Consider the following 14,355-nt stretch of genomic DNA (forward strand, 5'->3'; position numbering starts at 1 on the left):
GGGGATTTTACGCGCCCCGGCCGCTGCATGCAAAGTTTGCGTTAACCAGGGCTCAGGGCTGCGCCAGATCGGCGGCCGCCAGGTCGCCGAAACGGGATGTCCAGCCCAGTGCCGGCTCCTCGTGCCGGACCAGTTCGGCGACCGCGCGCAGGAACGCCTCGCGCGGCCAGCGTTCGGCGCCGAGGCTGAGCAGGTGCTCGTTCTCGACCTGCGCATCGAGCAGCGGCCAGCCCCACTGCCGCAGCCGCAGCGCCAGCGCGGCCAGGGCGACCTTGGAGCCGCCGCTGCGCGCGCTGAACATGCTCTCGCCGAAGAACATGCGCCCGCGCGCGACCCCGTAGATGCCGCCGACCAGGTTGTCGCCGTCGTACACCTCCACCGAATGCGCGTGCCCGGCGTCGTGCAGCGCCTGGTAGGCCTGGCGCATCTCGTCGGTGATCCAGGTGCCGTCCTGGCCGGGCCGGGGCGTCTGCGCGCAGGCCTGGATCACCTGCGCGAAGGCGGTGTCGGCGCGCACCCGCCACGGCGAACGGCGCAGCGAGCGGCGAAAGCGCGACGACAGCCGCACCGCGTCGCTGCGGAACACGGTGCGCGGGTCCGGGCTCCACCACAGGATCGGCTGGCCAGCCGAGTACCAGGGAAAGATGCCCTGGGCGTAGGCGTTGAGCAGCCGGGTCGGCGACAGGTCGCCGCCCAGCGCCAGCAGGCCGTCGGGGTCGCGCAGCGCCGTGGACGGCGCGGGAAAGGGCGCGGCGGGGTCGGCGGAGAGCAGGGCGGGCAGGCGACGCATCGGCGGGCGCGGCCGGGTTCAGTCGCGGCGGAACGGCGAGTGCCGTTCCAGCGTGGCCGCATAGCGGGCGACCGCGGCGCCTTCTTCCGCGCACCACTCGGCCAGCGGCAGGCGGAAGCCCGGGTCGGCGATCCAGTGGCGGCTGCGCACGAAGCGCGGCAGGAAACCCCGGGCGATCTTGTGCTCGCCCTGGGCGCCGGGTTCGAACCGGGTCAGCCCTTCGCGCAGGCAGTATTCGATGCCCTGGTAGTAGCAGGTCTCGAAGTGCAGGCCGGGCAGGGCATCGCCGCCCCAATAGCGCCCGTACAAGGTATCGCCGCCGCGCAGGCAGAGGGCGCCTGCGATCGGGGCTCCCTCGAGTGTTGCAAGAAATATCAGTAAGTTACGCGGCATTTCTCGCGCAACATGGCAGAAAAACTCGAAGGTCAGCGCCGGCGAGTTGCCGTAGTCGTCGAAGGTGCGCAGGTAGAAGCCGTACATCGCCTGCAGGTCCGCCTCGCTCGCCTCGTCGCCGTGCACGACACGAAAGCCGATGCCGGCCCGCTGCACCTTGGCGCGCTCCTGGCGGATGTTCTTGCGGTGCTTGTGGTCCATCGCCGCCAGGAAGGCGTCGAAATCCCGCCAGCCGGCGTCGTTGTGCCACTGGTACTGCACGTCGGTGCGCGGCAGCCACTCCTCGGCGAAGGCCGCGTCGTCGTCGGCGCCATGGAAGTTCACGTGCGCCGAGGACAGGCCGCTGGCGCGGGTCAGCGCCTGCATCGCCTCGAGCAGCGCCTGGCGCCCGGGCAGGTCGCGCGCGAGCAGCCGCGGCCCGGTGACCGGCGAATAGGGCACCGCGCACAGCCACTTCGGGAAATAGTCCTGCCCGTAACGCGCATAGGCATTGGCCCAGGCGTGGTCGAACACGAACTCGCCGTGCGAGTTGGTCTTCAGGTAGCCCGGCGCCGCCGCCACCAGCTGCTCGCCGTCCCACAGGGTCAGGTGCAGCGGCGACCAGCCCCAGTCCGGGCGCAGGCAGCCATGCCGCTCCAGCCCTGACAGGAACGCATGGGCGACGAACGGGTTGCGGCCGTCGTGCAGGGCGTCCCAGGCCGGCGCGGCGACCTCGTCGAGCCCGCGCAGCCAGCGCGCGGCGGTCATGCCGGCGCGCGCCTGCCGCCGGCGGCGGCCATCACCGTCACCGGCGCGCTAGCGGCCAGGCCCGCCGCGGACTCAGGCACCCTTGTCCAGGAAACGCTCGGCATCCAGCGCGGCCATGCAGCCGAAGCCGGCCGAGGTGATCGCCTGGCGGTAGTGCTGGTCGGCCACGTCGCCGGCGGCGAACACCCCCGGCACCGACGTCTCCGTCGCCGCCCCGCCCAGCCCCGAGCGGATCTCCAGGTAGCCGTTGTTCATCGCCAGCTGGCCATCGAACAGCTGCGTGTTCGGATGGTGCCCGATCGCCACGAAGAAGCCGTGCGCCTCGAGCTCGCGCGTGCGGCCGTCCAGCGTCGACTTCACCCTCACCCCCGTCACCCCGGCCTCGTTGCCCAGCACCTCGTCGATGGCGTGGTGCCACACCGGCTCGATCCTGCCCGCCGCCACCTTGGCGAACAGCTTGTCCTGCATGATCTTCTCCGCCCGCAGCGTGTCGCGCCGGTGCACCAGGTACACCTTGCGCGCGATGTTGGACAGGTACAGCGCCTCCTCCACCGCGGTGTTGCCGCCGCCGACCACCACCACGTCCTGGTCCTTGTAGAAGAACCCGTCGCAGGTGGCGCAGGCCGACACGCCGCGGCCCTTGAACGCCTCCTCCGACGGGATCCCCAGGTACTTGGCCGTGGCCCCGGTGGCGATGATCAGCGCATCGCAGGTGTAGTCGGCGCCATCGCCGCGCAGCGTGAACGGGCGCTGCGACAGGTCCGCGGTATGGATGTGATCGAAGATCACCTCGGTGTCGAAGCGCTCGGCATGGGCCTGCATCCGCGCCATCAGGTCCGGGCCCATCAGCCCGTGCGCATCGCCCGGCCAGTTGTCCACCTCGGTGGTGGTCATCAGCTGCCCGCCCTGCTGCAGACCGGTGATCACCACCGGCTTGAGGTTGGCGCGCGCGGCATACACCGCCGCCGTCCACCCGGCCGGGCCGGAACCCAGGATCAGCAGGCGGGAATGCTTGGCGGAATTGACGGGAGAGGGGCTCATGTATACTCGCGAAGAGGGTGAAATGGCGACGGAATGGCGGCGTTTCGCAGCATCCGGCGAAGCCGCATAGAGTGGCGGCCGGGCCGGGACGAATCAAGCGCGTGGCGAGAACGCTGCGGCCCGCGACGCCCCGATCCCACCGAGCCTGCCTCGCGCCGTGCCGCCGCCCCGGCGCCCGCGCCGTGGCCGGCAAGGTGCCGCCAGGGTTCAGATGCCACAGCTGAAAAGCCGGGCCGATTCGTTTATTATCAAATACTAACGATGCATTTCTAAGGTCTGGTCATAGCGTGGCGAAGCAGGTTCCGGAACGCGGCAAATCCCAGGGCGCCAACGCCGCCGCACGCAAGCAGGCGGCGGCCAACCCGCGCCGGCAGAAACTGTGGCGCGACCTGGCGCTGATCGCCATCGCGCCGCTGCTGCTGTATCTGCTGGCCAGCCTGGCCACGTATTCGGCGGCCGATCCGGGTTGGTCGCAGACCGGCAGCGTGGTCGCGCCGATCCACAACATGGGCGGCCGGGTCGGCGCCTGGCTGGCCGATGTGCTGCTGCAGCTGTTCGGCTACGTCGCGTTCCTGCTACCGGTGGTGATCGGCGCGATCGCGTGGATCGCGCTGTTCGGCATGGACAGCGACGGCGATGGCGAAGCCGACCTGGGCCCGGCGCTGCGCCTGGTCGGGATCGTCGGCTTCCTGATCGGGGCGACCGGGCTGCTGCACCTGCGCCTGTTCGGCGGCGACGTCGCCAGCGCCGGCGGCATCCTCGGGCGGCTGGTCGGCAACTCGCTCAGCGCCGGCTTCGGCACGCTGGGCAGCAACCTGTTCGTGCTGGTGCTGCTGCTGGGATCGATCACCCTGGCCACCGGCCTGTCCTGGTTCGCGGTGATGGAGCGCATCGGCAAGGCGGTGATGACCGTGCCCACGCTGCTGCGCCGCGGCAGCCAGCAGGCCAACGAATGGCAGCAGACCCGGGCCCTGCGCGAGGAACGCGAGGAAGTGCGCAAGGTCGACGCGGTGCAGCGCGCCAAGCGCGAGCCGGTCAAGATCGAGCCGCCGCCGGCGCCGGTGGTGGAGAAGAGCGAGCGGGCCAAGCGCGAGCAGCAGATCCCGCTGTTCCACGGCACCGGCGGCGATCCGTCCGGGGTGCCGCCGCTGGCGCTGCTGGACGACCCCAAGCCGCAGGCCAAGGGCTATTCCGAGGAGACCCTGGAGACCCTGTCGCGGCAGATCGAGTTCAAGCTCAAGGACTTCCGCATCGAGGCGCAGGTGGTCGGCGCGTATCCGGGGCCGGTCATCACCCGCTTCGAGATCGAGCCGGCGCCGGGCATCAAGGTCAGCCAGATCAGTTCGCTGGACAAGGACATCGCGCGCGGGCTGTCGGTGAAGTCGGTGCGCGTGGTCGACGTGATCCCGGGCAAGTCGGTGGTGGGCCTGGAAATCCCCAACGTCAGCCGCGAGATGATCTACCTCAGCGAACTGCTGCGCTCCAAGGAATACGACAAGTCCCCCAGCCACCTGACCCTGGCGCTGGGCAAGGACATCGCCGGCCGCCCGACCGTGGCCGACCTGGCGCGCATGCCGCATCTGCTGGTCGCCGGCACCACCGGCTCGGGCAAGTCGGTGGCGGTCAACGCGATGGTGCTGAGCCTGCTGTACAAGGCCTCGGCCAAGGACCTGCGGATGCTGATGATCGACCCGAAGATGCTCGAGCTGAGCGTCTACCAGGGCATCCCGCACCTGCTGGCGCCGGTGGTCACCGACATGAAGGAGGCCGCCAACGGCCTGCGCTGGTGCGTGGCGGAGATGGAGCGCCGCTACAAGCTGATGAGCGCGGTCGGGGTGCGCAACCTGGCCGGCTTCAACAAGAAGGTCAAGGACGCCCAGGACGCCGGGCAGCCGCTGATGGACCCGCTGTTCAAGCCCAACCCGGACCTGGCCGAAGCGCCGCGTCCGCTGGACACGCTGCCGTTCATCGTCATCTTCATCGACGAATTCGCCGACATGATGATGATCGTCGGCAAGAAGGTCGAAGAGCTGATCGCGCGCCTGGCGCAGAAGGCGCGCGCGGCCGGCATCCACCTGATCCTGGCCACCCAGCGCCCGTCGGTGGACGTGATCACCGGCCTGATCAAGGCCAACATCCCCACCCGCATCGCGTTCCAGGTCAGCTCCAAGATCGATTCGCGCACCATCCTCGACCAGTCCGGCGCCGAGACCCTGCTCGGCCACGGCGACATGCTGTACCTGCCGCCGGGCACGGCGATGCCCGACCGCGTGCACGGCGCCTTCGTCAGCGACGAGGAGGTGCACCGCGTGGTCGAGCACCTGAAGGCCAGCGGCCCGGCCGACTACATCGAGGGCGTGCTCGACGAGGTGCAGACCATGGGCGACGGCACCGTGGTCGGCGCCACCGGCCTGCCGGAGAGCAGCAGCGGGGGAGGGGACGAGTCCGACCCGCTGTACGACGAGGCGCTGCGCATCGTCACCGAGACCCGCCGCGCGTCGATCTCCGGCGTGCAGCGGCGGCTGAAGATCGGCTACAACCGCGCCGCGCGGCTGATCGAGGCGATGGAGGCGGCCGGGGTGGTCAGTCCGCCCGAGCACAACGGCGACCGCAGCGTGCTGGCGCCGCCGCCGCCGAAGTGAGCATGGCGCCGCGGCCGCCGGCGCCGCGCCCATGCGATGCTGTGCGCGGCTCCTGACGATGCTTTCGACGATGTCCCGACTGTTCGCGCTCGTGTTCCTGCTGCTCTCGCCGTGCCTGGCCGCGCCGCTCGCCGCGCAATCGCAGGCGGCCGCGCCGGCGGCGGCCGCCGAGCCCGAGGCCAGCAACAACTTCAGCTACGTGCGCTACCGCGCCGACTACGAGGTGCGCGAGGACGCCACCAGCGTGGAGACCGACGAGTACGAGCTGCTGCTGAAGACCAAGGCCGGCGTGGACCAGTTCAGCCAGGTGCGGCTGAGCTACAGCGAGAAGCTGGAGACGCTGGAGGTGCTGGCCGCCTACACGATCACCGCCGACGGCCTGCGCCACGACGTGCCGGCCGACAAGATCTACACCCAGGAAAGCTATTCCAGCGCGTCGGCAGCGATGTACGCCGACCGCAAAGTCAAGGTCGTGGTGTTCCCGAACCTGGCGCCGGGCACGCGGCTGGTGTATCGCGTGCGCCGCACCCAGAACGTGCCGTACTTCCCCGGCTACTTCAGCCTGTGGGAGACCTTCAGCGTGTTCGCCCAGTACGACGACGCCGTGGTGACCCTGGTCGCGCCAAAGCGCCTGCCGATGCACCTGTACACCCGCGGCGTGGAAGGCGGCGACAAGCCCGAGGTCAGCGGCGACCAGGCGCGCTGGCAGTGGCGCTACCAGCGCCGCGAGCCGATGAAGAGCCAGAACTGGACCGCGGCGACCTGGGAGTTCAGCCCGACCATCATGGCCAGCACCTACCGCAACTGGTCGCAGATGGGCCTGGCCTACCAGATCAAGGGCGGCCAGGCCGCGCAGGTCACGCCGAAGGTGCGCGAACGCGCCGAGCAGATCACCGCCGGGATACACGACCGCCGCGCGCAGGCGGCGGCGCTGTACGAATGGGTGGCGCGCAACATCCGCTACGTGGCGGTGTACCTGGGCAACGGCGGGCTGGAGCCCAACAGCGCCGACAGCATCCTCGACAACCATTACGGCGACTGCAAGGACCACACCGTGATCTTGGAGGCGTTGCTGGCGGCCAAGGGCATCGCCAGCACGCCGGTGCTGATCGGCGCCGAGGGCGGGCCGACCCTGCCGCGGGTGCCGGTGCTGGGCCGCTTCAACCACGCCATCACCTATCTGCCCGAGTTCAAGCTGTACGTGGACTCGACCAATCCGTACGCGCGCTTCGGCCAGCTGCCGGCCGGCGACCTCGGCGTGCCGGTGCTGCACACGGTCGACGGCAAGCTGGCGCGCACCCCGCCCAACGACGCACGGGTCAACCGCTACCAGGCGCAGGCCGACTACCGCTTCGCCGCCGACGGCAGCCTGACCGGCACGACCCGGCTGGACAGCGGCGAGATCGGCGAGATCGGGCTGCGCGCGATGTTCGTGCAGCTCAACGCGCAGAACCGCGCGCGCATCGAGGAATCGATCATCGCCGCGTCCGGTTTCGACGGCAGCGGCGAACTGGTGCTGCAGGGCGCGCCGCAGGACCTGGGCAAGCCGTTCGGTTACGGCTACCGGTTCCGCGCCAGCGACTACGTGGACTTCGGCGTGGTCGGCGGCATGACCCTGCCGGACATGCCCGGCGCCGATTCGGTGCGCGGGGTCTACGCCACCACCTCGGCCGAGAGCAACCTGACCCCGTTCTACTGCAACGACAACGCGCGTACCGAGACCTACCGGCTGACCTTCCCCGACAGCGTGCCGATCATCGCCATCCCGGCCAACACCCGCTTCCGCAACGCCGCCGGCGAATACAGCGCGGACTGGGTCCGCGAAGGGCAGACCGTCACCGCCACGCACCGCTTGCATCGCCGCGCGGTGCACGGGCCCGATGCGCTGTGCCAGGCGCAGGACTATCCGGCGTTCCGCGAGCTGTACCAGCAGGTGCGGCGCGGTTTCCGCGGCCAGATCCTGTACGGCGACCTCGACCGGGTCCAGACCGAACGCTGACGCGGACCCTGGTCGCCTATTCAGCTTGGACGCGGCACACTTCCACCATCCCATCCGGAAAACCCCTCCGATGCTTCGCTCACTTCGCTATACCGTTCTCGCCACCGCCTTGCTGGCCGGCAGCGCCTTCGCCGGCGCGCGCGACGAACTGAACACCTTCACCCGCGGGCTCAAGGGCCTGGACGGCCAGTTCTCGCAGCAGGTCTATGACGGCAAGGGCAAGCTCAAGGAAAGCTCGAGCGGCCGCGTCGCATTGGCGGCGCCGCGCCTGTTCCGCTGGGAGTACACCAAGCCGTACGAACAGCTGATCGTCGCCGACGGCGGCAAGGTCTGGGTGTACGACCCGGACCTGCGCCAGGCCACGGTGCGTACCCAGGGCCAGGAAGAGCAGAACAGCCCGCTGACCGCGCTGATCGACCCGGGCAAGCTGGACCGCCAGTTCGACGTCAGCGAAGAGGCGACAGCGCGCGACGGGCTGCAGTGGCTGTCGCTGACGCCCAAGGTGGACACCGAGGCCAGTTTCCAGATCGCCAAGCTCGGCTTCGGCGCCGACGGCCTGGCGCGGATGGAAGTGGTCGACGCGGTCGGCCAGCGTACCGAGATCAGCTTCAGCGGCTGGAAGCGCAACCCGGCCTTCGCCGCCGACACCTTCCGCTACACCCCGCAGCAGGGCGTGGACGTGGTCGGCGACCGCTGAGGCGGCGCCGCGCGTCGATCCGCCGGCGGGTCGGGTCGGCCTGGTGCGTCGCGGCCGGTGACTTCGCGGTCACCGCGGCTGCCCTGCAGGAGCCGCGCGCCGTGCCTGCCACTGCAGGAGAGGCCTCGGCTGCGAGCGGAATCCGCAGCCTGCGCCTGGGGCCTGTTAATGCCATCGGGACAGGGCAACCCGAAGGGCCGCGCTTGGGCGCTCACGGGGCGGCGTCATCGCTCGGTCGCTTATCGGCATAAGCTCCCTCGCTTTTCCTTGCCCCGCGCGCGCCGAAGCACGGCGTGGCCTATCCCGATAGCGTTAACAGGCTCTAGTCCGGGCAGGTCTGCACTTCGATGCTGACGTGTCCCAGCGTGGCCACGCCCTCCAGGCGGGCGTGGTAGAACGCCGCCGGACGCGGCCGGTGGGTCACCACCGACACGATCGCGGCATGATGGCCGGGACCGACCCGCCACACGTGCAGGTCGGCGATGCGGTCCTCGTCCTGCTCCAGGCGGCCGCGGATCTGCTGCTGCAGCGCTTCGGGCGCCGAGGCGTCTAGCAGCACCGCGCCGGTGTCGCGGATCAGGCTCAGCGACCAGCGGGCGATGACGACGGCGCCGACAATGCCCATCAGCGCGTCCATCCACAGCCAGCCCATCCATTTGGCCAGCAGCAGGGCGACGATGGCCAGCACCGAGGTCAGCGCGTCCGCGAGCACGTGCAGGTAGGCCGAACGCAGGTTGTGATCGGCATGCGCGTGCCGCTGCTGGGCATGCGCGTGGGCGCCGTGCGCGTGGGCATGATCGTGGTCGTGATGGTGATCGTGGTCGTGATCGCCATGGTCATGGCCATGCCCATGCCCGTGCGCATGGCCGTGCCCGGAATGGGCGTGGGCATGATCGTGGCCATGGTGGTGGTCGGCGCCCAGCATCCAGGCGCTGACCAGGTTCACCAGCAGCCCCAGCGAGGCCACCCAGATGGCCTCGTCGTACGCGATCCGCACCGGCTGCGCCAGCCGCACCGCCGATTCCACGCCGATGCCGACCGCGATCAAGGCGAGGATCAGCGCGCTGGAGAAGCCGGCGAGGTCGCCGACCTTGCCGGTGCCGAAGCTGAAACGGCGGTCGTGGCGGTGGCGCAGCGCGAACCAGTAGGCGAATCCGGCGATCGACAGCGCCCCGGCATGCGTGGCCATGTGGATGCCGTCGGCGAGCAGCGCCATCGATCCGGTCCAGATCCCGGCCGCGATCTCCACGACCATCATCGCCGCGGCCAAGCCGACCACCGCCCAGGTCCGGCGCGCGTTGCGCTCGTGGCGCTCGCCGAGGAAGTCGTGGCTGTGGGTGAAGGGTTCCAGGGTCTGGTGATGGCTCATCGCGGGCGGTCCGACAGGGGGCGGGGCCGATTGTAGGGCAGCCGTCCGGCCCATGCGGCGGGCGCCGCAGGAGAGACACGCACGTGGCGCCATCGGCCGCGCGGCGAAGCCTGGCGGCTTTCCGCGAGCGTGGCGCAGGCGGGCATCCGCACCGGCTACCTGCCCGCGGCCGATCGGGCGCATCTTCGCGCCGCCGCCGCACCCACCGTGCCGAACGCGCGCGCCTGCGGGGCCGCGGCGATAGAATACGGCGGTGGCCAAGCGCAGACTTCTCGATCCCGAAACGCCCGACCTGCTGAGCGTCGACCGTGACGCGATGCGTCCGCTGGCCGAGCGCATGCGCCCGCGCACGCTCGACGAGATGGTCGGGCAGAAGCGCCTGCTGGCGCCGAACTCGGCGCTGCGCCGTGCGGTGGAGTCCGGGCGCGTGCACTCGATGATCCTGTGGGGTCCGCCGGGCTGCGGCAAGACCACGCTGGCGCTGCTGCTGGCGCAGTACGCCGATGCCGAATTCAAGGCCATCTCCGCGGTGCTGTCCGGGCTGCCGGAAGTGCGGCTGGTGCTGGCCGACGCGGCGCAGCGGTTCGCCGACGGGCGCCGCACCGTCCTGTTCGTCGACGAGGTGCACCGCTTCAACAAGGCGCAGCAGGACGCGTTCCTGCCGCACATCGAGCGCGGCACCATCCTGTTCGTCGGCGCCACCACCGAGAACCCGTCGTTCGAGCTGAACTCGGCGCTGCTGTCGCGCTGCCGCGTGCACGTGCTCGAGGCGGTGTCGCCGCAGGACATCGTCGAGGCGCTGCAGCGCGCCTTGCACGATGCCGAGCGCGGCCTCGGCGGCGAGACGCTGCGGGTGTCGGATGCGTCGCTGCTGGAGATCGCCAGCGCCGCCGACGGCGACGTGCGCCGCGCGCTGACGCTGCTGGAGATCGCCGCCGAACTGGCCCAGGGCGAGGACGGCGAGATCACCCCGCAGACGCTGCTGCAGGTGCTGGCCGACCGCACCCGGCGCTTCGACAAGAGCGGCGAGCAGTTCTACGACCAGATCTCGGCGCTGCACAAGTCGGTGCGCAGTTCCAACCCCGACGCCGCGCTGTACTGGCTCACGCGCATGCTCGACGGCGGCTGCGATCCGTCCTACCTGGCGCGGCGGCTGACCCGCATGGCGATCGAGGACATCGGCCTGGCCGATCCGCGCGCGCAGCAGATGGCGCTGGAAGCCTGGGACATCTACGAGCGCCTGGGCAGCCCGGAGGGCGAACTGGCCTTCGCCCAGCTGGTGCTGTACCTGGCCAGCACCGCCAAATCCAATGCCGGCTATGCGGCGTTCAACCTGGCCAAGGCCGAAGTGCGCGCGACCGGCACCCAGGAGGTGCCGCTGCACCTGCGCAACGCGCCGACCAAGCTGATGAAGAACCTCGGCTACGGCAAGGACTACCAGTACGACCACGACGCCGACGGCGGCATCGCCCTGGACCAGACCGGCTTTCCCGATGCGATGGGCGAGCGCGTCTACTACCAGCCGGTGGAGCGCGGCCTGGAGATCAAGCTGAAGGAGAAGCTGGACCGCCTGCGCGCCGCACGCGAGCAGGCGCAGGCCGACAAGGCCAAGCCGCCGCGGCCATAATCGATGAAGGAGATGGCATTCCTGCTCGACCGCGCGCAGCCCCTGTGCGCCGATGATGCCCGCCCATCCGCGCCGTGGCGGCGGCACCGCGCCCCGGCATCGCCCCTTGTGGAGCAGCCCACGATGCCGACCTTCGTTTTCGCCGCCTCAGCCACCGCCGCCGCGCGCCGGAGCCGCGCATGAACTTCGCCCTGTGGTGGCAGCAATTGCTGCTGGCGATGGCCGGCGGCGCGGTCGGTTCCGGGCTGCGTTTCGCGGTCGGCAGCGCGTTGCTGCAGCGCTACGGCGCCGGCTTTCCGTGGGGCACGCTGACGGTGAACCTGGTCGGCGCCTTCTTCGGCGGCTTCCTGCTGGTCTGGATCGACGGCAGGGGCGCCAGCGCGCCGTACTGGCGGGCGTTGCTGATCGTGGGCCTGCTCGGCGGCCTGACCACGTTCTCCTCGCTGATGATGGAGAGCCTGGTGTTCGTGCGCGGCGGGCGAGGGGGCATGGTGCCGCTGTACCTGGCGATCACCCTGGTGGCCGGATTGCTGCTGGTGTTCGGCGGCGCGCGCGTGGCGACGGAACTGCGCCCGCCGGCGGCCAGCGCCGCCAAGTGAGCGCGGCCGCGCCTGGGCGCGGGCTCAAGACAGCAGCGTGGCGGCCAGGCCCAGCGGCGGTGCCGCGAACGCCAGCGGCACGATGATGCGGGGCCGGTAAGGGAGCAGGCCGAAGGCAAGCAGCACCGCGCTGGCGGTGAGCGTGCCCAGCCACAGCACCGGGCCGATCGCCCAGCCGCGATCGGACACGCACAGCGCCAGGGCCGCGCCGAGCGCCAGCCAGCCGGCCAGGCGCAGCTGGCGCATCCGCTGCGGCGAAGCGCGGCGAGGGCCGTACAGTTCGAGCTGATGTTTCTCCATCGCCAGGCACAGCGCGGCGAAACCGGAGAACGACAGGGCCAATGCGGGCGCGATCACGGCGACTCCAGCGCGGCGGGCGCGTCCGCCAGCGGCGCCGCGCCCGCGGCGGCGCGCTCGCGCGCGCGGCGTTCGGCCGCCGACAGCGGCGGTTGCCAGCGCTGCATGCGCCGGCCGGCGATCGCCAGCGCTACGCCCAGCCCGGCGCACACCAGGTCCACGCTGGCCAGCGCCCAGTCGCCGGCGGGCACGGTGACGCCGAGATGGATGCCGGTGGTCAGGGCATTGAGCGGCGGCAGCAACGCGAACAGCGCCGCGCCCGCGTACAGCTGCCACGCCCACATCGCGCGCCTGGGCCGGACGAAGGCGGCCAGCAGCGCCAGGCCCCACGCGGCGAAGAACGCCGCCACTTCGCGTTCCGGGCGCTCGGCCACCTGCACCGGGATCAACCGGTTGGCCCAGAAATACGCCGCGAACGCGATCGGCAGGCCGGCCACCGTGCCGATGTTCAGCGCGTCGACCAGGCGCAGGCCGAACCCGGTCCTGCCGGCCTTGGCGTGCTTGGGCCGCTCCTTGACCGCCCACAGGATCACGCCGCTGGCGACCATCAGGCAGCCCAGCAGCCCGGAGCCGAAGAACAGCCAGCGCAGTCCGGAGCCGGCGAAGTGCGCCAGGTGCAGGCCGTACATCACGTTGCGCGTCTGCATGGCGGCCCCCGGCGCGCCGCTGCGGCCGAGGATCCGGCCGCTCGTCGCATCCAGCATCAGGGTCGGCGCGTCGTAGGCCAGCCGCTGCCCGTCGCCCTGGCGGATCTCCACCGACGACGCGGCGTCGCCAGGATGGTAGACGGCGAAGCCGGCGATCGGCGCATCGCCCCATTCGCGGCGCGCCACGTCCAGCAGGCGCGCGATCGGCAGCTGCGCGCCGGGCTGGCCGCTGGCTTCGCGCGCCTCGCCGGCCTGGTTGAACGCCTCGACGAAGAACCGCTCGCTGTCGTTCGGATAGGCGGCCTTGATGCCCCATGGCAGGTACAGCAGCATCAGCGTGACCAGGCCGGTGTAGGTGATCATCGCGTGGTAGGGCAGGGCCAGCACCGCGCTGACGTTGTGGAAGTCCAGCCACGAGCGCTGGCCCTTGGCCGGGCGGAAGGTGAAGAAGTCCTTGAAGATCTTCTTGTGGGTGATGACCCCGGTGATGATCGCCACCAGCATGAACATCGCGCAGAAGCCGACGATGTAGCGCGCCCAGATCGCCGGGATGTAGTGCAGGTCGAAGTGCAGCCGGTAGAAGAAGTCGCCGCCGCGGGTCTCGCGTACCGTCGCCTCGCGGCCGCTGGCCGGATCGACCAGCGCGCTGCCCAGCGCCTGCCGGCGGCTTTGCCTGCCGCCGTCGGCCGGCGGCGGATTGCGCCAGTACAACTGGGTGAACGGTGCGCGCGGACTGGGCAGCGCCACCGTCCACTGCGGCGAGTGCGGCGCCTTCTCGCCGAGCAGCGCGATCGCGCTTTGCGCGGCGACGACCGCGCTCACCTGCGTGCGCGGCAACTCCGGACGCATCCAGCGGCTGATTTCGCTGCGGAAGTAGCTGGCGGTGCCGGCCATGAAGATCAGCAGCAGCACCCAGCCGACCAACAGGCCGGTCCAGGTGTGCAGCCATGCCATTGATTGGCGGAAACCCTGTTTCATGCGTGCCGCTTCATGCGTGCGACTGCAGCCAGGCGATGCCCAGCGCCATCGGCGCCAGCAACGCGGCGATGCCGAGCCAGGCGCGCGTGGCGGTGCGCGTGGCGAACGCCCACAGCGCCGTGCATGCGCAGACCACGATGCCCAGCATCATGCCGCTGAGCACCGCCTGCGCGCGCAGCGCCGGCCATAGCAGCGGGATCAGCGCCGAGGTCGCCGCGGCAAGCGCATAGCCGCCGAAGATCGCCGCCAGCGTGCGCGACAGCACGCCCAGCCAGGGCGGGAGCGGGCGCCGCGAGGCGGCGGGAGCCGGTCGGGACGAGACCGGGGGCGAGGTGGGATGCATAGGCCTGTCGGGTGGAGGCACCGGCATGGCGTCAGGCTAGCGGGGCGCGGCAGAGGAACGACTGTCGCGTTAATGATACGCATTCCTATCTGTGCGTTGCAATGCGACGTTCGGTTCGACCTTGGG

The 14,355-nt window shown here is 70.7% G+C and carries 12 protein-coding genes; 5 read left to right on the forward strand and 7 right to left on the reverse strand.

Annotated features, from left to right (window positions below; translation table 11 throughout):
- Positions 1 to 52 precede the first annotated feature (52 nt).
- From aat to trxB, 3 genes are all read right to left on the reverse strand, one after another.
- Positions 53 to 790, reverse strand: a complete 738-nt coding sequence (gene aat / locus JR065_RS07255) for a leucyl/phenylalanyl-tRNA--protein transferase (RefSeq protein ID WP_206233353.1) — start codon at positions 788 to 790, stop codon at positions 53 to 55.
- A gap of 18 nt (positions 791 to 808) precedes the next feature.
- The gene (locus tag JR065_RS07260) at positions 809 to 1,930 is read right to left on the reverse strand and encodes a GNAT family N-acetyltransferase (protein ID WP_206233354.1); all 1,122 of its coding nucleotides are present in this window, start codon (positions 1,928 to 1,930) and stop codon (positions 809 to 811) included.
- 72 nt (positions 1,931 to 2,002) lie between these two features.
- Positions 2,003 to 2,971: a thioredoxin-disulfide reductase gene (gene trxB / locus JR065_RS07265; RefSeq protein ID WP_206233355.1), complete on the reverse strand. Its 969-nt coding sequence runs from the start codon at positions 2,969 to 2,971 to the stop codon at positions 2,003 to 2,005.
- Between the two features lie 287 nt (positions 2,972 to 3,258).
- Between trxB and JR065_RS07270 the strand changes: the two genes are divergently transcribed.
- The 3 genes from JR065_RS07270 (at position 3,259) to lolA (ending at position 8,309) form a co-directional block, all read left to right on the forward strand.
- Entirely contained in the window at positions 3,259 to 5,613 is a 2,355-nt protein-coding gene (locus JR065_RS07270) for a DNA translocase FtsK 4TM domain-containing protein (protein WP_206233356.1), read from the forward strand.
- A 70-nt stretch (positions 5,614 to 5,683) separates the two neighbouring features.
- A complete protein-coding gene (locus JR065_RS07275; RefSeq protein WP_206233357.1) occupies positions 5,684 to 7,612 on the forward strand; it encodes a DUF3857 domain-containing transglutaminase family protein in 1,929 nt (642 codons plus the stop codon).
- A 70-nt stretch (positions 7,613 to 7,682) separates the two neighbouring features.
- The gene (lolA, locus tag JR065_RS07280; RefSeq protein ID WP_206233358.1) at positions 7,683 to 8,309 is read left to right on the forward strand and encodes an outer membrane lipoprotein chaperone LolA; all 627 of its coding nucleotides are present in this window, start codon (positions 7,683 to 7,685) and stop codon (positions 8,307 to 8,309) included.
- A 322-nt stretch (positions 8,310 to 8,631) separates the two neighbouring features.
- Here the strand turns inward: lolA and JR065_RS07285 are convergent, their stop codons facing one another.
- Entirely contained in the window at positions 8,632 to 9,678 is a 1,047-nt protein-coding gene (locus JR065_RS07285) for a cation diffusion facilitator family transporter (RefSeq protein WP_206233359.1), read from the reverse strand.
- 316 nt (positions 9,679 to 9,994) lie between these two features.
- On the opposite strand from JR065_RS07285, the gene JR065_RS07290 reads away from it, so the two are divergent.
- Together JR065_RS07290 and crcB are read left to right on the forward strand one after the other, a co-directional pair.
- Positions 9,995 to 11,305: a replication-associated recombination protein A gene (locus tag JR065_RS07290; protein WP_241093462.1), complete on the forward strand. Its 1,311-nt coding sequence runs from the start codon at positions 9,995 to 9,997 to the stop codon at positions 11,303 to 11,305.
- 179 nt (positions 11,306 to 11,484) lie between these two features.
- On the forward strand, positions 11,485 to 11,904 hold the full coding sequence (crcB, locus tag JR065_RS07295; RefSeq protein ID WP_206233361.1) for a fluoride efflux transporter CrcB: 420 nt from the start codon (positions 11,485 to 11,487) through the stop codon (positions 11,902 to 11,904).
- Positions 11,905 to 11,928: 24 nt separating this feature from the next.
- On the opposite strand, the gene JR065_RS07300 is transcribed toward crcB, so the two are convergent.
- From JR065_RS07300 to JR065_RS07310, 3 genes are read right to left on the reverse strand one after another with little or no spacing between them, the layout of a single operon-like run.
- Positions 11,929 to 12,261 (reverse strand): DUF3325 family protein, encoded by a 333-nt coding sequence (locus tag JR065_RS07300; protein WP_206233362.1) that lies wholly within the window; start codon positions 12,259 to 12,261, stop codon positions 11,929 to 11,931.
- Entirely contained in the window at positions 12,258 to 13,886 is a 1,629-nt protein-coding gene (locus tag JR065_RS07305) for a PepSY-associated TM helix domain-containing protein (protein WP_206233364.1), read from the reverse strand. Before JR065_RS07305 ends, JR065_RS07300 begins: the two co-directional genes overlap by 4 nt.
- Before the next feature lie 10 nt (positions 13,887 to 13,896).
- Entirely contained in the window at positions 13,897 to 14,229 is a 333-nt protein-coding gene (locus JR065_RS07310; protein ID WP_206233365.1) for a DUF3649 domain-containing protein, read from the reverse strand.
- Between the last annotated feature and the right edge of the window lie 126 nt (positions 14,230 to 14,355).

It is taken from the genome of Xanthomonas sp. (assembly GCF_017163755.1).
Classification (GTDB): domain Bacteria; phylum Pseudomonadota; class Gammaproteobacteria; order Xanthomonadales; family Xanthomonadaceae; genus Xanthomonas_A.